The organism is Pseudomonas sp. GW822-FHT06B12, from assembly GCF_058799675.1.
Window position 1 is genome coordinate 331,461 of sequence record NZ_JBXALR010000003.1, and the last position, 19,731, is coordinate 351,191.

The window sequence follows — 19,731 nt, forward strand, 5'->3', positions numbered from 1 at the left end:
CCTTTAGGATTCAAGTAGGGCGGCATCCAGATGGACCCCGCCCTTTTTTGTGCAAGAGCATTATGCAAAGCAGCAGCAACCTGTTTCCTGTCGCCTTGATCAGCGCCGAGCGTCGCGGCGATCTGAGCGAGGACGTCTATCGCTTGAAACCCGGCAACAGCCCGGATGGCACCGTCGAGCTGGCGGTCACCCGCCTGGGTATGGCCGATGAACCTTCCGTGCGTGGCGTTCCGGTGATTTTGCTGCATGGCAGCTTTTCCAATCGGCGTTTCTGGTTTTCCCCCAAAGGCCTTGGTCTGGGCGCCTACCTGGCGCGCGCTGGTTTTGATGTGTGGATCCCGGAAATGCGCGGTCACGGCTTGTCTCAGCGCAATCAGAACTATCGAAAGAACCGCGTTGCCGACTACGCCCGTTACGATCTGCCGGCGATTGCAGCGTTCGTTCGCGAGCAAAGCGGACAGATTCCGCACTGGATTGGTCATTCACTGGGCGGTATCACCCTCGCGGCAGCGCTGGGTGGTCAGTACCTGGGTGAGCCGGCAGTCGCCTCCGCTGCGTTCTTTGGTACGCAGGTCAGTCGAACCTACTGGCCGCTGAAATTTCCGCCGGTGGAGTGGAGCGGGCGGTTCATCCTGAAGCGTTTCGCGCAGATTTCGGGTTCTCGCCTCAAGCGTGGTCCGGAGGACGAGCCGATAGGCCTGGCCCTGGAAGGCATGCGCTGGTACGGCTTGTTCGGACGCTTCGGCGATGCCGAAAAAGATTGGTGGGCGGGGCTTGCCGAGGTTCAGGTGCCGGTCCTGGGTGTTAGCGCGACCAGTGATCATCAGGACCCCGATTGGGCGTGTCGCAAGCTGTTCGATCAGATCGGCTCTGCGCACAAACAGTTCATCTGTCTGGGGCGCGAGCAGGGCTTTTCGGACAATTTTGGGCATGTTGAAATGCTGGTCAGCAAAGCTGCACAGGCCGAAGTCTGGCCGTTGGTGCAGCGCTGGCTGACTGATCAGCAGACGCCATTACTGGCTGACAAGCCGGATTTGGCTACAGCAGTCTGAGTACGAATGCTCTGACAAGAGCGTTTCGTTCCGATCAGCTAACGGCTAAGATATGACGCATTGAGCTGTTCTGGTCACAATCGGTTGCTGAGTCAGCCTTATGTTCGTGCCACTTGAGCGTCTGGTCAATCTGGATGAAGGTTATCGGCGGACGTTCCAGGTCGAAGGGCGTAGCCTGCTGTTGTTGGTGCTGGATAATCAGCCGTTGTTGCTGATAGACAGCTGCCCACATAAAGGTGCGTCGTTGAGCGTCGCGACACTCTCGGGAAATATCCTGCGTTGTCAGCGCCATGGCATTGAGTTTCAGTTGCCCAGCGGCATTCCGGTACAGGCACCATGCCCTGGCTTGAGCATGTTGGAGGTGGCTTACGAGGGTGATTGCATCGGGATCGATGTTTAATCTCTTTGCGACTACTCGTTTCAGTACTGCAACCCTGGCGATTTTCGACAGCCCACAATCGTGTTCTTTCTCTTACAGGAGTTTCTCGATGAACCATTACCTCACTCCCGACCTGTGTGATGCCTACCCGGAACTGGTGCAGGTGCTGGAACCGATGTTCAGCAATTTTGGCGGCCGTGATTCCTTCGGCGGCGAAATCGTTACCATCAAGTGCTTCGAAGACAACTCGCGGGTCAAGGAGCAGGTCGAGCTCAAAGGGAATGGCAAGGTGCTGGTGGTCGATGGCGGTGGTTCGCTACGCCGCGCCCTGCTGGGCGACATGATCGCCGAGAAAGCCGCAAAAAACGGTTGGGAAGGGCTGGTGATCTACGGCTGCATCCGTGACGTCGACGTTATTGCGCAGACCGATCTGGGCGTGCAGGCGCTGGCCAGCCATCCGATGAAAACCGACAGGCGTGGCCTCGGTGACCTGAACGTTGCGGTAACCTTCGCTGGCGTGACTTTCCGTCCGGGTGAATACATCTATGCGGACAACAATGGCGTGATCATTTCGCCAAGTCCGTTGAAAATGCCAGAATAAATAACTGATTCAAGCCAGGGGTGAGGATGTTCGAGGAAGAAAACGCGCAGTGGGGGCTGGTGCATGCCCTGGTGCTGGATGGTAAAGGCGGTGCGCGTTGGCTTGCCCGGACTGAACTTGATGACCTGCAACTGCAACCCCATGAAAGCCTCTGGCTGCACTGGGACCGTAGTCACCCGCAAACTCAGACCTGGTTGCGTAAATCCAGCGGTCTGAATGAGTTCAGCTGCGATCTGTTGCTCGAAGAAAACACCCGGCCGCGCCTGTTGGCGCTACCGGACTCCGAGCTGTTGCTGTTTTTGCGTGGAATCAACCTCAATCCGGGTGCCGAGCCTGAAGACATGGTCTCGGTGCGGATCTTCGCCTCTGCTCAGCGGGTCATTTCCCTGCGATTGCGACCGTTGCGCGCGACCGATGAGTTGCTGGTGCAGCTGAACGAGGGCAAGGGGCCGAAAACCACCTCCGAACTGATCCTGTATATGGCTCAGTACCTCACCCATAAAGTGCAGGATCTGGTCAGCGATCTCTCCGAAATCGTCGATGACGAGGAAGAAAAGCTGGATGCCGACGAACGGTATACTCCGGAACATGGCGCTGTTTTGCAGATCCGTCGGCGAGCGGCAGGACTGAAGCGTTTCCTTGCTCCGCAGCGGGATATCTTCGGTCAATTGACCAAGATAAAACTGCCGTGGTTTGTCGACGATGATGGCGACTACTGGAACGAATTGAACAACAGCCTGACGCGCTATCTGGAAGAGCTGGAATTGACCCGGGAGCGCGTGGGGCTGGTGCTGGAGAGCGAAGACCGGCGATTGAACGTACGCATGAATCGCATCATGTACCGCTTCGGGATCATCACCGGGATCTTCCTGCCGATGAGTTTTCTGACCGGTTTACTCGGTATAAACGTCGGCGGAGTTCCTTTTTCCGGAAACCCTTATGGCTTCGTGATTGCCTGCCTGATGATGGTGACAGTAGGGGTGGGGCAGTGGTGGTTGTTCCGGCGTTTGCGCTGGGTATGAGGGAGAGCCATGTGACCCGGAGAATTTTGATCGCGTCTTTCACAGATATCACGAGAGGTGCGTATGCACGATCCGTTTGAACAGTCCTTGCGCGACATGCTCAAGGCATCACCGTCCACCCGTGACGACGATGCCTGTCTGGGGCGTGTACTGAAAACCGCCAACCGCCAGGTCGGCGCCGGTGACCTGTTCAGCCTGCTGGGCCGCTGGCTGCCCGCGCTGATGATCGCCCTGAATAACGGATCGGCCCATGTCTCGCCGGTTTCCCGTCGTAAACCTACTGCTCGCACTGCTGATAAGGCTGATTGAATATGGAACTTGATCTCTGGACTCAGAGCCTCGTCACGGCAATGACAGCGTTGTGGACCAAGGTAGCGAACTTCATTCCGAACCTGTTCGGCGCACTGGTAGTGCTTTTGCTGGGTTTTGTCGTGGCCAAGCTGCTCGACACCCTGCTTTCCAAATTACTCGCAAAACTGGGCCTGGATCGCTTGATGGGCGGTACCGGTTTGACCAAGCTGCTGGCTCGCGCAGGCCTGCAGGTGCCGATCTCGACCCTGATCGGAAAGATCGTTTATTGGTTCGTTTTGCTGATTTTTCTGGTTTCTGCTGCAGAATCCCTTGGCTTGGAGCGAGTTTCGGCTACGCTCGATATGTTGGCGTTGTATGTGCCGAAAGTATTCGGCGCCGCGCTGGTGTTGCTGGTGGGCGTGCTGCTCGCGCAATTGGCCAATGGGCTGGTGCGCGGCGCCGCAGAAGGTGTAGGACTGGATTACGCATCGGGCCTGGGGCGTATCGCTCAAGGCTTGGTGATCATCATCAGTATTTCGGTCGCGATCAGTCAGTTGGAGGTCAAAACCGACCTGCTGAACCATGTGATCGTGATTGTTTTGATTACCGTTGGTCTGGCAGTTGCCTTGGCCATGGGGTTGGGAAGCCGGGAAATTGCCGGCCAGATTCTTGCGGGAATCTATGTGCGTGAGTTGTATCAGGTTGGGCAACAAGTGCGTGTTGGTGAGGTCGAAGGCCAGATCGAAGAGATCGGCACGGTTAAAACTACATTGCTGACCGACGAGGGTGAGCTAGTCTCACTTTCCAATCGGATCCTCCTGGAACAGCATGTTAGTAGCCGCTAACCCGGCAAACCCTGCTAATGTATGCCGCCGCTAAATACCCGATACCCTGGGTTGCGGCGGACATTGACCTGACTGTCGGCCCGACTTGTTTTGAATAAAGCCCAATCGCTATCCATGCGCTACGACCCCCGCGAGCTCTCTGATGAGGAGTTGGTCGCGCGCTCGCACACGGAGCTGTTTCACGTGACGCGCGCCTACGAAGAGCTGATGCGGCGTTATCAGAGAACATTATTTAACGTTTGTGCACGGTATCTTGGGAACGATCGTGACGCAGATGATGTCTGTCAGGAAGTGATGTTGAAGGTGTTGTACGGTTTGAAGAACTTCGAAGGCAAATCGAAGTTCAAAACCTGGCTCTACAGCATCACGTACAACGAATGCATCACACAGTATCGGAAGGAACGGCGTAAGCGTCGCTTGATGGACGCTTTGAGTCTGGACCCCCTTGAGGAAGCGTCTGAAGAGAAGACGCCGAAACCTGAGGAAAAGGGTGGACTTGATCGCTGGTTAGTGTATGTGAACCCGATTGACCGAGAAATTCTAGTGCTACGATTTGTCGCAGAGTTGGAGTTTCAGGAGATCGCAGACATCATGCACATGGGTTTGAGTGCAACGAAAATGCGGTACAAACGCGCTCTTGACAAATTGCGTGAGAAATTTGCAGGCATCGCTGAAACTTAGTTCGGCGCAAATATCTCTTACGTGTAGGCAAGTTCTGATAGACTTGCCGCCGAGTTGTCCCCCGGTTTGCGGGACTGCTTTACAATCACCAGATGGGGATTTAACGGATGAAACTGAAAAACACCTTGGGCTTGGCCATTGGTTCTCTTATTGCCGCTACTTCGTTCGGCGCTCTGGCACAAGGCCAAGGCGCGGTCGAAGGTGAGGCGTTCTGGGGTAAAACCTGGAACCACAGCGTCGATTCCTACCAGAACGGCCGCACTCCTGGCGTCTCGATCGGCTACTTCCTGACCGACGACGTTTCGATCAACGCGACCTACCGCAAAGACGAATACACCCGTTCGGACACCGACACTGGCAACCAGCGGATCAAAGGCGATCACTTCGGCCTGAAGTCCCAGTACCACTTCGGTACCGTAGGCGACGCTATCCGTCCTTACGTTGAAGGCGGTGTATCTCACGGCAGCATGACCAACGTCGCTGCTGACGGTCACACTGGTCGTGACAAGTCCACCTACCTGACCACTGGTGCTGGCGCCAAGTGGTACATCACCGACAACTTGTACGCTCGTGCCGGCCTTGAAGCTGACTACAAGCTGGACAACGGTCGTTGGGACTACCAGGCTCTAGTTGGCCTGGGCGTTAACTTCGGCGGCACTGGCGGCAAAGTTGCTCCAGCTCCAGTAGCTGCAGCACCGGCTCCAGAGCCAGAGCCAGAAGCTCCAGTTGCTGAAGTTGTTCGCGTTCAACTGGACGTGAAATTCGACTTCAACAAGGCTGTTGTCAAGCCAAACAGCTACGGCGACGTGAAGAACCTGGCTGACTTCATGAAGCAGTACCCGAACACCACCACCGTTGTTGAAGGTCACACCGACAACGTCGGTCCTGACGCTTACAACCAGAAGCTGTCCCAGCGTCGTGCCGACGCTGTGAAACAAGTTCTGGTCAAGGATGGTGTTGAAGCTAACCGCGTTCACTCGGTTGGTTACGGCAAGTCCCGCCCAATTGCTGACAACAGCACTGACGCTGGCCGCGCTGCAAACCGTCGCGTAGAAGCGCAGGTTGAAGCTACTGCTAAGTAATTAGCGTGTAGTTTGGAAAAGCCCGGCTTAGGCCGGGCTTTTCTTTGCCTGCGATTTGGTCTTGAGCGAAAAGTTGCAATGGCGTTTACGCAAACTTGGCGCTCCGGCGCTCCTCTGTAGGAGCTGCCGAAGGCTGCGATCTTTTAGCATTGTCACAGGCTGCCACCGCACCGATCACCAGGATAGCCGGGCTTTTCAACTGGAAGCTGTGGGCGTCTTCCTGCATCGCTGTGAGGTTGCTCCGACATTCCCTCTGGTGCGGCAATGAAGCATTTTCAATCATCGCCACGGGCGTATCAGTCGCCATCCCGCCGGCCAGCAATTGCTCGCCAATTGAGCTCAATTTCGCCACGCCCATGTAAATCACCAGCGTCGTACCGCTTTGGGCCAAGGCTCGCCAATTGAGCTCGCTGTCGTCCTGCGTATGCGCTGTCACCAGGGTTACGCCGCGGGCGATGCCGCGCAGGGTCAGGGAAATATCGCATTGCGTTGCGCCGGCCAGGCCTGCGGTGATGCCATTGACCAGCTCGACCTCAATTTCACGTTCGCGCAACCACTGTGCCTCTTCACCGCCGCGTCCGAAAATGCACGGATCGCCACCCTTGAGCCGCACCACACACTTGCCCTGGCGGGCATAACGCAGCATCAAGCGATGAATGAACGCTTGCGGAGTAGAGCGGCAGCCTCCGCGTTTGCCGACCGCAATGATTCGCGCCTGTGGGCAATGCACCAGCACTGCTTCGTTGACCAGATCATCGATCAGCACCACATCGGCTTCGTTCAGCGCCCGTACGGCTTTGAGGGTCAGCAATTCAGGGTCGCCGGGACCTGCACCTACCAACCAGACTTTTGCGCTCATGTTCTATTCCTCACGACGTGATTGCGATGGGCTGCACGTTGGCCGCCAACAGACGCTTGATTTCCGGGACACAGGAGCCGCATTGCGTGCCGCAACCGAGTTGTTGTTTCAGGCCCTGCAAGTCCAGCCCGCTGCGAATACCGGCGCACACCGCGCCTTCGCTGACGTTTTTGCAGTTGCACAGGGTTTTGTTGGCGCTGACGGATGCACCTGCACTGCCGGGTGGCGTGCTCAACGGCGCCAAGAGCCAGCGCCGCAGTTGTTCGTCGGCACGACCTTCCAGCCAGAGGTTTTGCAGCCAGTGCTGTGCAAGGGTTTCACCTGCCAGGCGAATGGCGGTAATCCGGCCCTGTTCGATGCGTACGCGTTTGCCAATGGCGCGCCGTGGATCGTCGTACGCTAGGACCGGGCCATCGTTGAGCCCCAGCAGTTGATCGATGTCATGCAGCCGTTGTGGGTCGGGCGCCTGGGCGCTGGCAGCGCGAATCAGCAGCGCTGGGCGTTCACGGCCAGCCAGGCTGAGGCTGACGTAGGCAAAGTCCTCGCAGAGCGGTCGTAAGGTCTCGAAATGCTGCTGAACATCGCCCTCAACCAGTGCGAACAAATGCCATGGCAGCTTTACCGGTTCGATACGCACGCCGCTGTGCTTGAGTTCGGGTTGTTTCGACAGGGGATCGAACGCCGGCTGCGTGACGGCATTCACCCCGCCCTTGAGAAAGCGGTCCCCCCAGTGCATTGGCAGAAATGCCTGACCCGGGCGCACGCTGTCATCGCTGCCGACGGCGACGATCAGGCTGCCTCGACGGCTTTTGAGGCTGACCAGATCAGCGTTTTTCAGCCGATACCGACGCAGTTCATCAGGGTGCAGGCTCAACAGGGCTTCGCTGACGTGGCCGAACAATTGCGCTGAAGTGCCGGTGCGGCTCATGCCATGCCATTGATCGCGCAGACGTCCGGTGATCAGGGTCAGCGGAAAGCGTGCATCGCGTTGCTCCTTGGCGGCGCGATAAGGGTCGGCGACAAACTGTGCACGGCCGCTCTCGGTAGGGAAAATCCCGTCCACATAAAGCCGTGGCGTTCCGCTCAAGGCGCCATCCGGGAACGGCCATTGCTGTGGGCCGAGGCGGTCGAGCAGCGCATGGCTGATCCCGCATAGGTCCAGATCCCGTCCGCGCGTCAGTTGTTTGTATTCATCAAAGACCTGGGCCGGTTGTTCGAAGGCAAACAGGCTGGGCTGTCCTGGACGCAGACGTCGTTCCAGGCGTTGCGCGAAATCCACGGTGATCGCCCAGTCCGGGCGTGCTTCACCCGGTGCGCTGATGGCGCGGCGAACGTGGGAAATCCGCCGTTCAGAGTTGGTCACCGTGCCTTCCTTCTCGCCCCAACTGGCGGCAGGCAGCAGCAGGTCGGCGAAGGGCGCGGTTTCGGTGGTACGAAAGGCTTCTTGCAGCACCACGAACGGGCAAGCCTGCAACGCCGCACGCACGGTTTGCTGATCTGGCAGCGACTGCGCCGGGTTGGTGCAGGCGATCCACAATGCCTTGATCTTGCCGCTCTGCACCTGTTCGAACAATTCGATGGCCGTTAACCCGGTCGTGTCAGGTAGTTTTTCGACACCCCAGTAAGCCGCCACTTCAGCGCGATGTTCCGCTTTGGCCGCTTCGCGATGACCTGGCAGCAAGTTCGACAAGCTGCCGGTTTCGCGTCCTCCCATGGCATTCGGCTGACCGGTGAGGGAGAAGGGGCCTGCACCTGGGCGGCCGATTTGCCCGGTGGCCAGGTGCAGATTGATCAGTGCGCTGTTTTTTGCGCTACCGGCGGTGGACTGATTCAGCCCCATGCACCACAGCGAAAGAAAACTTGGCGAGGTGCCGACCCACTCGGCGCATTGCTGCAGTTGTTCAGCGCTGATCCCGCAGAGTTGCGCGACCATTTGCGGGGTGTAGTCGCGGACCAGGTTTTTCAGCTCGGCCAAGCCTTCGGTGTGAGCTTTGATGAACTCCCGGTCGACCCAGTCTTCCCACAGCAGCAGATGCAATATCCCATGGAACAGCGCGACATCGGTGCCGGGCAGAATGGCCAGATGCAGGTCGGCGAGGTCGCAGGTGTCCGTGCGTCGAGGGTCGATGACGATGACTTTCATCTGTGGTCGGCGGGATTTGGCTTCTTCCAGTCGGCGAAACAGCACGGGATGGGCGTAAGCCATGTTACTGCCGACAATCATCACGCAATCGCTCAGCTCAAGGTCTTCATAACTGCACGGCGGGGCGTCGGCGCCCAGGCTGCGCTTGTAGCCGACCACCGCCGAGGACATGCAAAGTCGCGAATTACTGTCGATGTTGTTGGTGCCGACCAGCGCTCGGGCCAACTTGTTGAAGGCGTAGTAGTCCTCGGTCAGCAGTTGCCCGGAGATATAGAACGCCACGCTGTCCGGGCCGTGCTCGGCGATGGTGTCGGCGAAAACGCTGGCGGCGTGATCGAGGGCGGTGTCCCAATCGGTACGGCTGCGGGCCATACCTTTGCCGAGGCGCAGTTCCGGGTACAGCGCCCGAGCCGCGAGGTCGCCGGTGAGGTGCAGCGTCGAGCCTTTGCTGCACAGTTTGCCGAAGTTGGCCGGGTGCGTCGGGTCGCCGCTGACGCCGAGGATCTGCTCGCCGTCATGCTCGATCAGCACGCCGCAACCCACCCCGCAGTAACAGCAGGTCGAGGCGGTCGTCTGGCGGCTCATCAGCCTGCGTCCCGCAGAGCGAGCATGACCCGACCGTTCTCCACCCGCGCCGGATGGTGATGGGCGCAGCCAACGTCGGGCGCCAGGGCCTGACCGGACTCCAGTTCGATCTGCCAATTGTGTAATGGGCAAGCGACACGTTTGCCGTAGATCAGTCCCTGGGACAGCGGCCCGCCCTTGTGCGGGCAGCGGTCGTCGAGGGCGAAAACCTCATCGTCGCTGGTGCGAAAAATCGCGATGTCACCTTTTGGCCCGCTGACGATGCGTGAGCCCAAGGCGTTGATTTCTTCCAGTGCGCAGATATCCAGCCAGTTCATGCCGGCACCTCCAGGTTTTTCACGGGGATGACATCGAACTCCTTCTTCAGCAGCGGCTGCTCAAGACGTTCTTTCCACGGGTCCTGCTCGAACGACAGGGAGAATTGCAGGCGATCGTTGAGCGCTTTGCGGCGCTCCGGGTCTTCCAGCACGGCTTTCTTGATGTGTTCCATGCCGACGCGTTGCAGGTAGTGCACGGTGCGCTCGAGGTAGAAGGCTTCTTCGCGGTACAGCTGCAGGAAGGCGCCGTTGTACTCGCGCACTTCTTCGGCGGTTTTCAGTTTGACGAAGAACTCCGCGACTTCGGTTTTGATCCCGCCGTTGCCGCCGATGTACATCTCCCAGCCAGAGTCGACGCCGATGATTCCTACGTCTTTGATCCCGGCTTCCGAGCAGTTGCGCGGGCAACCAGAGACCGCCAGCTTGACCTTGTGCGGCGACCACATGTTGAACAGGTCATGCTCCAGTTCAATGCCCAGTTGCGTGGAGTTTTGCGTGCCGAAGCGGCAGAACTCGCTGCCGACGCAGGTTTTGACCGTGCGAATCGATTTGCCGTAGGCATGCCCGGAAGGCATGTCCAGGTCCTTCCAGACGCCGGGCAGATCCTGCTTCTTGATCCCCAGCAAGTCGATACGCTGGCCGCCCGTGACCTTGACCATGGGCACGTTGTACTTGTCGGCCACATCGGCAATGCGCCGCAGCTCCGCAGGATTGGTCACACCGCCCCACATCCGTGGGACTACCGAGTAGGTGCCGTCTTTCTGAATGTTGGCGTGGGCCCGTTCGTTGATCAGTCGCGATTGCGGATCGTCCTTGGCCTCGCCTGGCCAAGTGGAAATCAGGTAGTAGTTGAGCGCCGGACGGCAGGTGGCGCAGCCATTCGGGGTGCGCCAGTTCAGGTAGCTCATGGTCCCGGCGATGGTCAGCAGATGCTCTTCGCGGATCGCTTGGCGGATCTGTCCGTGGTTGAGGTCGCTACAACCGCAGATGGCTTTTTCGCTCTTCGGTTTGACGTCCGCCGCACCGCCGACGGTGTTGATCAGGATCTGCTCCACCAAACCGGCGCAGGAACCGCAGGAGCTGGCCGCTTTGGTGTGCTTCTTGACCTCGTCGACGCTGAACAGCCCGTGTTCCTGAATCGCCTTGACGATGGTGCCCTTGCAGACGCCATTGCAACCGCAGACTTCGGCGTTGTCAGCCATGCTCATGGCTTTGTCCTGGCCTTGGTGGCCTACATCACCCAAGGCGTTTTCGCCGAACATCAGGTGATCGCGGATTTCGCCGATGGCGTGATTCTCACGAATCTGCCGGAAATACCAGCCGCCATCCGCTGTGTCGCCGTACAGACAGGCACCGACCAGCACGTCATCCTTGATCACCAATTTTTTGTAGACCCCGCCGATGGGGTCGGAAAGGGTGATGGTTTCGGTGCCTTCGCCGCCCATGAAGTCGCCGGCGGAGAACAGGTCGATGCCGGTGACTTTCAATTTGGTCGAGGTCACCGAACCCGAATAGCGGGCAAACCCCAGTTGCGCCAGGTGGTTGGCGCAGACCTTGGCTTGCTCGAACAGCGGTGCCACCAGACCGTAGGCGATGCCACGGTGGCTGGCGCATTCGCCGATCGCATAGATGCGCGGGTCATAGGTTTGCAGGGTGTCGTTGACCAGAATCCCGCGATTGCACGGGATGCCGGATTTTTCCGCGAGCTCGGTGTTGGGGCGAATGCCGGCCGCCATCACTACGAGGTCGGCAGGAATAATGTCGCCGTTCTTGAACTGCACCGAGCCGACCCGGCCATTACCGGCGTCGTGCAGGGCCTGGGTCTGTTCGCACAGGCGAAAGTGCAAGCCGCGACCTTCCAGGGCGGTTTGCAGCAACTGGCCGCTGGTTTTGTCCAGTTGCCGTTCCAGCAACCACTCGCCAAGGTGCACCACGGTCACGTGCATGCCGCGCAGCATCAGCCCATTGGCCGCTTCAAGGCCCAGCAGGCCGCCGCCGATGACCACCGCGTGCTTGTGGGTTTTGGCGGTGTCGATCATGGCCTGGGTGTCGGCAATGTCGCGGTAACCGATGACGCCTTCCAGGGTATTGCCAGGAATCGGCAGGATGAATGGCGTCGAACCGGTGGCGATCAGCAGACGGTCGTATTCGGCTTCGCTGCCGTCTTCGGCGATGACCCGGCGTTTGACCCGGTCGATCTCCACCACTTTGCGGTTGAGCAACAGTTTGATGTTGTTGTCCAGGTACCAATCAAGATCGTTGAGCACGATTTCGTCGAAGGTCTGCTCACCCGCCAGCACCGGCGAAAGAAGAATGCGGTTGTAGTTGGTATGGGGTTCGGCGCCGAAGACCGTGATGTCGTACAGCTCGCTGCTCAGCTTGAGCAATTCTTCCAGGGTGCGAACCCCGGCCATGCCGTTGCCGATCATCACCAGTTTTAGTTTTTTCATCAGGTTCTCCGGGGAGCTCAGACTTGCCTCATCAGGGTGGTCAGGCTGGCTCGAGGTATTTTGCGCAAACAAAAAAAGGCGTCCCGCTAGTTACCTAGCGAGGACGCCTTTGTCCTGGTCCCGTTCTCTCGGGAAGCACACCCTTCGTCGTTGAAGGCTGGGCTTTATGTATGGTGAAAAAGGTAATGCAGTGGTCGTGCCAAGTGGCGGGAGGGCCGTATCTACGGACGTTCCCTATGAGTAACTGGCTTTTTAATGCACCGGATAAAGGCGCAATGCCCGATTTTGAAGCAAAAAATCAAAAGATCGCATACACCTGTAGGAGCTGCCGAAGGCTGCGATCTTTTCGGATCAACGAAAAACTCAGCCATGAAATGCCAGATACAACAGCACCAGATTGATCAGCAACGACACCAGCGCCAAGGTCCGCCAGACCTTCAACGGTTCACGTTCCAGCAACGGCCTGGGTCGCACACTCAAACTGCGCCGTTCACCTTGCTCCAGCACCAGCAACCATTCTTCCGCCGTCTCATAACGTTGCGCCGGGTCGGCGCATACCGCGCGTTCCAGGCTTTGCCCGAGCCAGTCCGGCAAATCCGGCCGATAACGATTGGCGTTGATTGGCAGGCCAAAGCGCGGCCGTTGAAAGGCTTCGATTTCCCCGTAGGGATAATGCCCGGTAGCCAGGTAATAGAGCGTCACTCCGACCGCGTACAGATCCTGTTGCGGTGTCGGTGAAATCCCGTTGAACGCTTCCGGGGCAATGTAGCTCGGGGTGCCCGGCAGCGCGTTCGATTGGTTTTCGGATAAACCGGTGCAGTACGCCAAACCGAAATCCAGCAGCCGTAATTCACCGTCTTCAGCCAGCAGCAGATTTTCCGGTTTGATGTCGCGATGGAAGATCTGCCGCCGATGCAGCATGCCCACGGCTCGCAGCAGACGCTCGGCCAGTTGTTGCCATTGGGGCAGCGGCAACGGACCGTTTTGCGCGAACAGTTCGGCCAAGGTCACACCCGGATACTCGCGCATCACGTAATACAGGTGCTGACGTTGCGCCGCCGGGTGAATTTCCGGAAAGCTGCGACCGGCGACACGCTTGAGAAACCACTCCTCGGAGAGCAGTGCCTGTGCGGCGGCGGTGTCGTTGTTCAACGGCAAAGGGAGTGTTTTCAGAAGCCAGGGCTGTTGCTGCCCATCATGTACACGGTAAATCAGCGATTGCTGGCTCTGCCCAAGCAGCCTCTCGACATGCCAGCCCTCGAAGATTTGGCCGGGTCTGAGCGGCGGCGGCAATGGCCATTGCTGCAATTGGATCAGCGCATCGCCGATGCTCGTTTCGCCGAGGGTGTCGACCCGCACCAGCAGCGCGCTGGCGTTGTCCTGACTGCCGGCCAGGTGGGCCGCGTTGACCAGGGTTTGTGCGGCGCTGTCGAGGTCGGGCTGATCGCGCAGAATGGCCGCGATGGCCGTGTCGCCCAGCGTCGCCCAAACGCCATCGCTCAGCAGGACGAAACTCTCGCCGGTGCGAAGCTCGCCGTCGAGAAAGTCCAGCACCAGGTGCTGATCCAGTCCCAATGCGCGCTTGAGCACATGCTGCATGCCCGGTTGTTCCCAGACGTGGTCCTCGCTGATGCGCTGCAACTGGTCGGCGTGCCAACGATACACCCGACAATCGCCGACATGCGCCAAGGTGAAGCGTCGACCGCGCAGCACCAGCGCGCTGACGGTGGTGAGCAACGGCTGGCCACCGCCGTTGGCCTGCAGCCAGCGATTCTGCGCCAGCAGCAGGCGGTCCAGCGCTTGCGCCACCGCCCAGGTTTGCGGCGTGGCGTAGTAATCGAGGGCCAGAGCCTGCAAGGTTGCCCGGGCTGCGAGCCCGCCATCGGCGCATTGACTGACGCCGTCGGCGATGGCGAACAGAAACCCCTTGCTCGCCGCCAGTTCGGCGGCGGGCGTGACCAGGCGCAGGGCGTCCTGATTCTCGTCTCGTGGGCCGATGGCGCTGGCCTCGGCGAAGCTCAATTGCAGGCTCATTGACGCATCATACTCGCGCGGCGGTCACGGCGGCCGAACCCCATGTGGTTCTCCAGCGGCGTTTGACCCCGTGCAAGCCGAACCAGGCCAGAACACCGAGGCTGGCGAACAACCACAAGGCCAACTGATAGCTGCCGGTGCTCTGTTTGATCGCCCCCATGCCCGCCGCGAGGGCGAAGCCGCCGATGCCGCCTGCCATGCCGATCAGCCCGGTCATCACGCCGATTTCGCGCCGAAAGCGCTGCGGCACCAACTGGAACACCGCGCCATTACCCGCGCCAAGGCCGAGCATGGTGCAGACGAACAGCGCCAGAGCAGCGTAGGAACTCGGTAGGTTGAAACCCACGGCAGAAATGCAGATCGCCGCGACGGTATACATGATCAGCAAGGTGCGAATACCACCGAAACGATCCGCCAGTGCGCCACCGAGAGGTCGCATCAAACTGCCGCCGAACACGCAGGCCGCAGTGTAGTAACCGGCGGTGACCGGGCTCAGGCCGTATTGGTCGTTGAAGTAGCCGGGCAGGGCGCTGGCCAGGCCGATGAAACCACCGAAGGTCACGCTGTAGAAAAACATGAACCACCAACTGTCGCGGTCACCGAGAGCCTTGAAGTAGTCGCTCATGGACTTGGCTTTCGGCCGTTCCGGTGCATTTTTCGCCAGCCAGGCGAAGATGATCAGCGTCAGGATCAGCGGGATCAGCGCGAAGCCGAAGACGTTGCTCCAGCCAAATGAGGCAGCCAATATCGGGGCGATCAGCGCAGCGAACACCGTGCCTGAGTTGCCCGCGCCGGCGATGCCCATGGCTTTACCTTGATGCTGCGGCGGATACCACTGCGAAGCCAGGGGCAGGGCTACGGCGAACGAAGCACCAGCCATGCCGAGGAACAGGCCCAGCAGCAGCGCTTGTTCGTAGCTGTGGATGCCGAGTTTCCAGGCGCCGAACAGCGCGCAGATCACAATCACTTGGCCGATCAACCCTGCAGTTTTCGGCGACAGGCGATCCGCCAGCAAGCCCATCACGAAGCGCAAGAAGGCCCCGGCCAGAATCGGTGTGGCCACCACGAGTCCGCGTTGCTGGGTCGTCAGGTGCAGGTCAGCGGCGATTTGCACCGCCAGCGGGCCGAGCAGGTACCAGACCATGAAGCTCAGGTCGAAATACAGAAAGGCCGAGAAGAGTGTCGGGGTATGGCCGGATTTCCAGAAGCTTGAATTCATCGCGCACCTCAGCTGTGAAGAGTCTCGAAGGGAGTCATAAGCTTTGCGGTGGGGCGCCGCGACGGCCGCACCACCGGCCCCGGGCTGTGGGGCCAAAACGAAAAAACGCCGCAACCCGCTGCGCTTGCGCGAAAGGGGTGTGCGACGTCTTTGTCGTAGGTGGGGCAACCGCCGTTGGTTACCTGTGTGGTTTAAGTAGCGAGATCTGTGCCAACAGGTGAAACCGCGTCGCGGCCAATCGCGAGCAGGCTCGCTCCCACAGTTGATTTGTGTACGACGCAATTCCCCTGTGGGAGCGAGCTTGCTCGCGATGGCGTCTTCGCAGGCACCGCAAGGGCTTCAGCCCAGCAACTCACTCATGGCAATGATCTGCTCGGCCACCTGGATCAGCTTCTGCTGGCGGCTCATGGCCTGGCGGCGCATCAGGGTGTAGGCCTGTTCTTCATTGCAGTCCTTCATTTTCATCAGCAAGCCCTTGGCCAGCTCGATCCGCTTGCGCTCGGCCAGTTGCTGGTCGCGGGCCTGGAGTTGGGCGCGCAGGGCCTGATCGCTTTCGAAGCGCGCCATGGCCACGTCAAGGATCGGTTGCAGGCGCGCGGCATGAATGCCTTCGACGATGTAGGCGCTGACGCCGGACTTGATCGCCTGACGCATCACGCCGGGGTCGTGCTCGTCGGTGAACATCACGATCGGCCGAGGCTGGTCGCGGCTGACCAGCACGACTTGCTCCAGCACATCGCGGCTCGGTGACTCGGTATCGATCAGGATCACGTCCGGACGCACCGTTTCGACGCGCGCAGGCAGGTCGATGGTCAAGCCCGACTCGTCGATCACCTCAAACCCGGCTTCGGTCAGTGCCGCTTTTAGACGCCCAACCTTTTTCGCCGTGTCGTTGATCAGCAGGATACGCAGCATGTTTGCAGGCTCCTGTCAGCGGCGGGCGAAAAGGGTGGGGGTGTCGGCCATGGCGTGCAGCCTGAAACTGCGGGCATACGCCGCCGGGTCCGAACCATTCCATATTTTACCGTCGATCAACTGGCTGCTGCGCATTTCCTGACCCCGGGCCGCGATGCCCAGCGCACTGGCTGCGTCGCGGTAGACGTCGAGTTGCTGGACCTGACGCGCCACTTGCAGATAGTCCGGGTCTTCGCGCAGCAAGCCCCAGCGGCGGAATTGGGTCATGAACCACATGCCGTCGGAAAGGTACGGCAAGTTGACGTCGCCGCCAGCGTGAAAGCGCAGCGCGTGAGGGTCCTGCCAGCGATTGCCGAGGCCGTCGGCATAGTCGCCCAGTAAGCGCGGTTCGATGCAGTCCAGCGGCGCGTCGAGGTATTCGGCAGCGCTCAACAGCTGCGCAGTGCTGCGGCGATTTTCCACGCTTTGTTCGATGAAGCGGCTGGCCTCCAGAATTGCCATGACCAGCGCCCGAGCGGTGTTCGGGTATTGCTCGACGAAGGCGCGGGTGCAGCCAAGGACTTTTTCCGGGTGGTCGGGCCAGATGGTTTGGGTCGTCGCCATTGTGAAACCGAGGTTCTGCTTCACCGCACTGGCGCTCCAGGGTTCGCCGACGCAGAAACCGTCGATCCGTCCGGCCTGCAAGTGCGCGACCATTTGTGGCGGTGGTACCACGACGCTGTCGACATCCAGCAACGGATGGATGCCCTGGCTCGCCAGCCAGTAATACAACCACATGGCGTGGGTGCCGGTGGGGAAGGTCTGGGCGAAGGTGAGTTTTGGGCGACTTTGGTGCACGTGGCGGTCCAGCGCTTCAGGACTGGTCACGCCCAGCCCTTGCAGGCCATGAGAAAGGTTGATGCTCTGACCGTTCTGGTTCAGCCCCATGAGCACGGCCATGTCCGTCGCCGCGACGCCGCCGATCCCCAGATGCACCGCATAGATCAAACCGTACAGGCTGTGGGCGGCATCGAGTTCGCCGCTGACGAGTTTGTCCCGCAGGTTGGCCCAGGACGATTGGCGCTTGAGGTTCAGGGTCAACCCGTAGGGTTGGGCGAAGCCCTGGGTCGCTGCAACCACCACTGACGCGCAGTCGCTCAGGGCCATGAAGCCAAGGTTGATCGCGGTTTTTTCCGGGGCATCGCTGCCGTTGACCCAGGCCAGCGGTCCTGCTTCAGGTTCTGTCATCACATAAGCACCTTGCATGAAAAAGCGCCGTACCCAGGCCCATGTGCACACCTTGCCAGGTGACGACGCCGTTGTCCTTTCGATTCGCAACCCGGCACTCATCCCGCCATTGGCATGGGTGCACATACCAAGCTGGTGCAAGGCATATGCCATGCAGGCCGTGTGAAAACTACTACGCTCGACAATCCTGCGTTAAAAACAGGCTCGGAATGCTCATTTACAACCCGTAAACTCCGCTTCCTCGCCTGTTTTTGCCTTGTCTTGCCTTCGCTCGCTACGTTTTCACACGGCCTGCATCGACAGCTGATTTCATCGTGCGCCTCGCTTGCGGCCCCGATGCACGGCTATAATCGCCGCCTTATTTCGCCGCCAACCGAGTCAAACCCGCCCATGTATACCCTGGCCCGCCAACTGCTGTTCAAACTCTCCCCGGAAACCTCCCACGATCTGTCCCTGGACCTGATCGGCGCAGGTGGGCGTTTGGGCCTCAATGGCTTGCTGTGCAAGGCGCCAGCGCAGATGCCGGTGAATGTCATGGGCCTGGACTTCCCTAACCCGGTGGGTCTGGCGGCCGGCCTGGACAAGAACGGTGCGGCCATCGACGGGTTTGCCCAATTGGGTTTCGGCTTCGTCGAAATCGGCACCATTACCCCGCGTCCGCAACCGGGCAATCCAAAACCACGGATTTTCCGCTTGCCGCAGGCCGAAGCGATCATCAACCGCATGGGGTTCAACAACCTCGGCGTCGATCATTTGCTGGCGCGTGTGGCGGCTGCCAAATACAAGGGCGTGCTGGGGATCAACATCGGCAAGAACTTCGACACGCCGGTAGAACGTGCGGTCGACGACTACCTGATCTGCCTGGACAAGGTCTATGCCCACGCCAGTTACGTGACGGTCAACGTCAGCTCGCCGAACACCCCGGGCCTGCGCAGCCTGCAATTTGGTGATTCGCTCAAGCAATTGCTCGCGGACCTGGCTCAGCGCCGGGAAGAACTGGCGCTACGTCATGGCAAGCGTGTACCGCTGGCGATCAAGATCGCTCCGGACATGACCGACGAAGAAACCGCTCAGGTGGCGCAGGCACTGATCGAAACCGGCATGGACGCGGTGATCGCGACCAACACCACCCTGAGCCGCGTAGGCGTCGAAGGCATGGAGCACGGTGACGAGGCGGGTGGTTTGTCCGGTGCACCGGTGCGCGACAAGAGCACTCACACAGTCAAGGTGCTGGCGGCCGAGCTGGCCGGGCGTTTGCCGATCATCGCGGTCGGCGGCATTACCGAAGGCAAGCACGCGGCTGAGAAAATCGCTGCGGGCGCCAGTCTGGTGCAGCTGTATTCGGGCTTCATCTATAAGGGCCCGGCGCTGATTCGTGAGTCTGTAGACGCGATCGCGGCCTTGCGCTGATCCCTGTGGGAGCGAGCCTGCTCGCGATGACGGGTTTACAGGCAACATCATTGTTGAATGTTGAACCGCTATCGCGAGCAGGCTCGCTCCCACAGTCGTGTTTACAACTTGAGTTTCTCGCAGGCATAAAAAAGGGCTCCTCGAAGGAGCCCCTGGGCCGAAGCCCGCCGTCCGGAGAGGACGTGCGTGGTTAAGTCGTTACATAATCAGATTGTCGTGTCGGAGTGTGTGCCCTGTTTAGCCGACGGCGTGAAGTTCGTTGAGTCTATGGATTCCCGCAGTGCCGGTCATACCGTCCCAGTTGTCGCCGCGTCCTTCTCGCCAGCCGTTGATCCAGGCTTGACGTACCGACGGTAGAGTAAAGGGGCAAAGCTCACGGGATTTTCCACCAACGCCATATTGATATCCGCGCAAAAATGCTCTTTCCAACGGATCACGCTTAAGTCTTCTCATAGGGTGTTTCCCTCACTTGTTGACTGTATTTGTCGCGTCGACCTCTATCGAGGTCAGGCAGAAAAATTTCTGCCGTTGGTGGCTCGCTGCCGGCGTCACGAGCCAAGGTGTTGACGTCGTTGCGGCGTCAACCTGTATTGAGTTCTAACCAATGCGTCACATCGAG

At 59.5% G+C, this 19,731-nt stretch carries 19 protein-coding genes; 10 read left to right on the forward strand and 9 right to left on the reverse strand.

The annotated features are described in order from the left end of the window. The first annotated feature begins 62 nt into the window (after positions 1–62). From AC1RKH_RS09045 to AC1RKH_RS09080, 8 genes are all read left to right on the forward strand, one after another. Positions 63–1,052 (forward strand): alpha/beta fold hydrolase, encoded by a 990-nt coding sequence (locus tag AC1RKH_RS09045; protein ID WP_493061483.1) that lies wholly within the window; start codon positions 63–65, stop codon positions 1,050–1,052. A 100-nt stretch (positions 1,053–1,152) separates the two neighbouring features. Next, positions 1,153–1,452 carry a Rieske (2Fe-2S) protein gene (locus tag AC1RKH_RS09050; protein WP_493061484.1) on the forward strand — a complete coding sequence of 100 codons (300 nt, stop codon included), beginning with the start codon at positions 1,153–1,155 and terminating at the stop codon, positions 1,450–1,452. Positions 1,453–1,540: 88 nt separating this feature from the next. Next, positions 1,541–2,032, forward strand: coding sequence for a ribonuclease E activity regulator RraA (gene rraA / locus AC1RKH_RS09055; protein ID WP_123425626.1), 492 nt, complete (start codon positions 1,541–1,543; stop codon positions 2,030–2,032). Between the two features lie 26 nt (positions 2,033–2,058). Further along, entirely contained in the window at positions 2,059–3,054 is a 996-nt protein-coding gene (locus AC1RKH_RS09060; protein WP_493061485.1) for a zinc transporter ZntB, read from the forward strand. Between the two features lie 63 nt (positions 3,055–3,117). After that, complete coding sequence (locus tag AC1RKH_RS09065) at positions 3,118–3,363, forward strand: CrfX protein (RefSeq protein ID WP_123425628.1); 246 nt, start codon at positions 3,118–3,120, stop codon at positions 3,361–3,363. 2 nt (positions 3,364–3,365) lie between these two features. Next, entirely contained in the window at positions 3,366–4,190 is an 825-nt protein-coding gene (locus tag AC1RKH_RS09070) for a mechanosensitive ion channel family protein (protein ID WP_123425629.1), read from the forward strand. 90 nt (positions 4,191–4,280) lie between these two features. Beyond that, positions 4,281–4,871 carry an RNA polymerase sigma factor SigX gene (sigX, locus tag AC1RKH_RS09075; protein WP_015096065.1) on the forward strand — a complete coding sequence of 197 codons (591 nt, stop codon included), beginning with the start codon at positions 4,281–4,283 and terminating at the stop codon, positions 4,869–4,871. 107 nt (positions 4,872–4,978) lie between these two features. Then, entirely contained in the window at positions 4,979–5,953 is a 975-nt protein-coding gene (locus AC1RKH_RS09080) for an OmpA family protein (RefSeq protein WP_493061486.1), read from the forward strand. A gap of 85 nt (positions 5,954–6,038) precedes the next feature. Here the strand turns inward: AC1RKH_RS09080 and cobA are convergent, their stop codons facing one another. From cobA to AC1RKH_RS09120, 8 genes are all read right to left on the reverse strand, one after another. Further along, complete coding sequence (cobA, locus tag AC1RKH_RS09085) at positions 6,039–6,812, reverse strand: uroporphyrinogen-III C-methyltransferase (RefSeq protein WP_493061487.1); 774 nt, start codon at positions 6,810–6,812, stop codon at positions 6,039–6,041. Between the two features lie 10 nt (positions 6,813–6,822). Next, positions 6,823–9,540: a nitrate reductase gene (locus tag AC1RKH_RS09090; protein WP_493061488.1), complete on the reverse strand. Its 2,718-nt coding sequence runs from the start codon at positions 9,538–9,540 to the stop codon at positions 6,823–6,825. Continuing rightward, entirely contained in the window at positions 9,540–9,857 is a 318-nt protein-coding gene (nirD, locus tag AC1RKH_RS09095) for a nitrite reductase small subunit NirD (RefSeq protein WP_493061489.1), read from the reverse strand. Before nirD ends, AC1RKH_RS09090 begins: the two co-directional genes overlap by 1 nt. Continuing rightward, on the reverse strand, positions 9,854–12,307 hold the full coding sequence (gene nirB / locus AC1RKH_RS09100; RefSeq protein WP_493061490.1) for a nitrite reductase large subunit NirB: 2,454 nt from the start codon (positions 12,305–12,307) through the stop codon (positions 9,854–9,856). Before nirB ends, nirD begins: the two co-directional genes overlap by 4 nt. 363 nt (positions 12,308–12,670) lie before the next feature. Then, positions 12,671–14,341 carry a bifunctional protein-serine/threonine kinase/phosphatase gene (locus AC1RKH_RS09105; RefSeq protein WP_493061491.1) on the reverse strand — a complete coding sequence of 557 codons (1,671 nt, stop codon included), beginning with the start codon at positions 14,339–14,341 and terminating at the stop codon, positions 12,671–12,673. 7 nt (positions 14,342–14,348) lie between these two features. After that, positions 14,349–15,560 (reverse strand): nitrate/nitrite transporter, encoded by a 1,212-nt coding sequence (locus AC1RKH_RS09110; RefSeq protein ID WP_493061492.1) that lies wholly within the window; start codon positions 15,558–15,560, stop codon positions 14,349–14,351. Positions 15,561–15,899: 339 nt separating this feature from the next. After that, positions 15,900–16,475: an ANTAR domain-containing response regulator gene (locus tag AC1RKH_RS09115; RefSeq protein ID WP_123425637.1), complete on the reverse strand. Its 576-nt coding sequence runs from the start codon at positions 16,473–16,475 to the stop codon at positions 15,900–15,902. Positions 16,476–16,490: 15 nt separating this feature from the next. After that, on the reverse strand, positions 16,491–17,702 hold the full coding sequence (locus tag AC1RKH_RS09120; protein ID WP_493061493.1) for a CmpA/NrtA family ABC transporter substrate-binding protein: 1,212 nt from the start codon (positions 17,700–17,702) through the stop codon (positions 16,491–16,493). A gap of 16 nt (positions 17,703–17,718) precedes the next feature. Here AC1RKH_RS09120 and AC1RKH_RS09125 point away from each other — a divergent pair, with 16 nt between their 5' ends. Continuing rightward, entirely contained in the window at positions 17,719–17,868 is a 150-nt protein-coding gene (locus AC1RKH_RS09125; protein ID WP_493061494.1) for a hypothetical protein, read from the forward strand. A gap of 224 nt (positions 17,869–18,092) precedes the next feature. Next, positions 18,093–19,112 (forward strand): quinone-dependent dihydroorotate dehydrogenase, encoded by a 1,020-nt coding sequence (locus AC1RKH_RS09130; RefSeq protein ID WP_123425638.1) that lies wholly within the window; start codon positions 18,093–18,095, stop codon positions 19,110–19,112. Between the two features lie 237 nt (positions 19,113–19,349). Here the strand turns inward: AC1RKH_RS09130 and rmf are convergent, their stop codons facing one another. Continuing rightward, complete coding sequence (rmf, locus tag AC1RKH_RS09135) at positions 19,350–19,565, reverse strand: ribosome modulation factor (RefSeq protein WP_003223300.1); 216 nt, start codon at positions 19,563–19,565, stop codon at positions 19,350–19,352. Between the last annotated feature and the right edge of the window lie 166 nt (positions 19,566–19,731).

Coding starts and splice junctions, on each gene's coding strand:
- AC1RKH_RS09045 (WP_493061483.1), top strand. CDS start 63: ATGCAAAGCAGCAGCAACCTGTTTCCTGTCGCCTTGATCAGCGCCGAG.
- AC1RKH_RS09050 (WP_493061484.1), top strand. CDS start 1,153: ATGTTCGTGCCACTTGAGCGTCTGGTCAATCTGGATGAAGGTTATCGG.
- rraA (WP_123425626.1), top strand. CDS start 1,541: ATGAACCATTACCTCACTCCCGACCTGTGTGATGCCTACCCGGAACTG.
- AC1RKH_RS09060 (WP_493061485.1), top strand. CDS start 2,059: ATGTTCGAGGAAGAAAACGCGCAGTGGGGGCTGGTGCATGCCCTGGTG.
- AC1RKH_RS09065 (WP_123425628.1), top strand. CDS start 3,118: ATGCACGATCCGTTTGAACAGTCCTTGCGCGACATGCTCAAGGCATCA.
- AC1RKH_RS09070 (WP_123425629.1), top strand. CDS start 3,366: ATGGAACTTGATCTCTGGACTCAGAGCCTCGTCACGGCAATGACAGCG.
- AC1RKH_RS09080 (WP_493061486.1), top strand. CDS start 4,979: ATGAAACTGAAAAACACCTTGGGCTTGGCCATTGGTTCTCTTATTGCC.
- cobA (WP_493061487.1), bottom strand. CDS start 6,812: ATGAGCGCAAAAGTCTGGTTGGTAGGTGCAGGTCCCGGCGACCCTGAA.
- AC1RKH_RS09090 (WP_493061488.1), bottom strand. CDS start 9,540: ATGAGCCGCCAGACGACCGCCTCGACCTGCTGTTACTGCGGGGTGGGT.
- nirD (WP_493061489.1), bottom strand. CDS start 9,857: ATGAACTGGCTGGATATCTGCGCACTGGAAGAAATCAACGCCTTGGGC.
- nirB (WP_493061490.1), bottom strand. CDS start 12,307: ATGAAAAAACTAAAACTGGTGATGATCGGCAACGGCATGGCCGGGGTT.
- AC1RKH_RS09105 (WP_493061491.1), bottom strand. CDS start 14,341: ATGAGCCTGCAATTGAGCTTCGCCGAGGCCAGCGCCATCGGCCCACGA.
- AC1RKH_RS09110 (WP_493061492.1), bottom strand. CDS start 15,560: ATGAATTCAAGCTTCTGGAAATCCGGCCATACCCCGACACTCTTCTCG.
- AC1RKH_RS09115 (WP_123425637.1), bottom strand. CDS start 16,475: ATGCTGCGTATCCTGCTGATCAACGACACGGCGAAAAAGGTTGGGCGT.
- AC1RKH_RS09120 (WP_493061493.1), bottom strand. CDS start 17,702: ATGACAGAACCTGAAGCAGGACCGCTGGCCTGGGTCAACGGCAGCGAT.
- AC1RKH_RS09125 (WP_493061494.1), top strand. CDS start 17,719: ATGAAAAAGCGCCGTACCCAGGCCCATGTGCACACCTTGCCAGGTGAC.
- AC1RKH_RS09130 (WP_123425638.1), top strand. CDS start 18,093: ATGTATACCCTGGCCCGCCAACTGCTGTTCAAACTCTCCCCGGAAACC.
- rmf (WP_003223300.1), bottom strand. CDS start 19,565: ATGAGAAGACTTAAGCGTGATCCGTTGGAAAGAGCATTTTTGCGCGGA.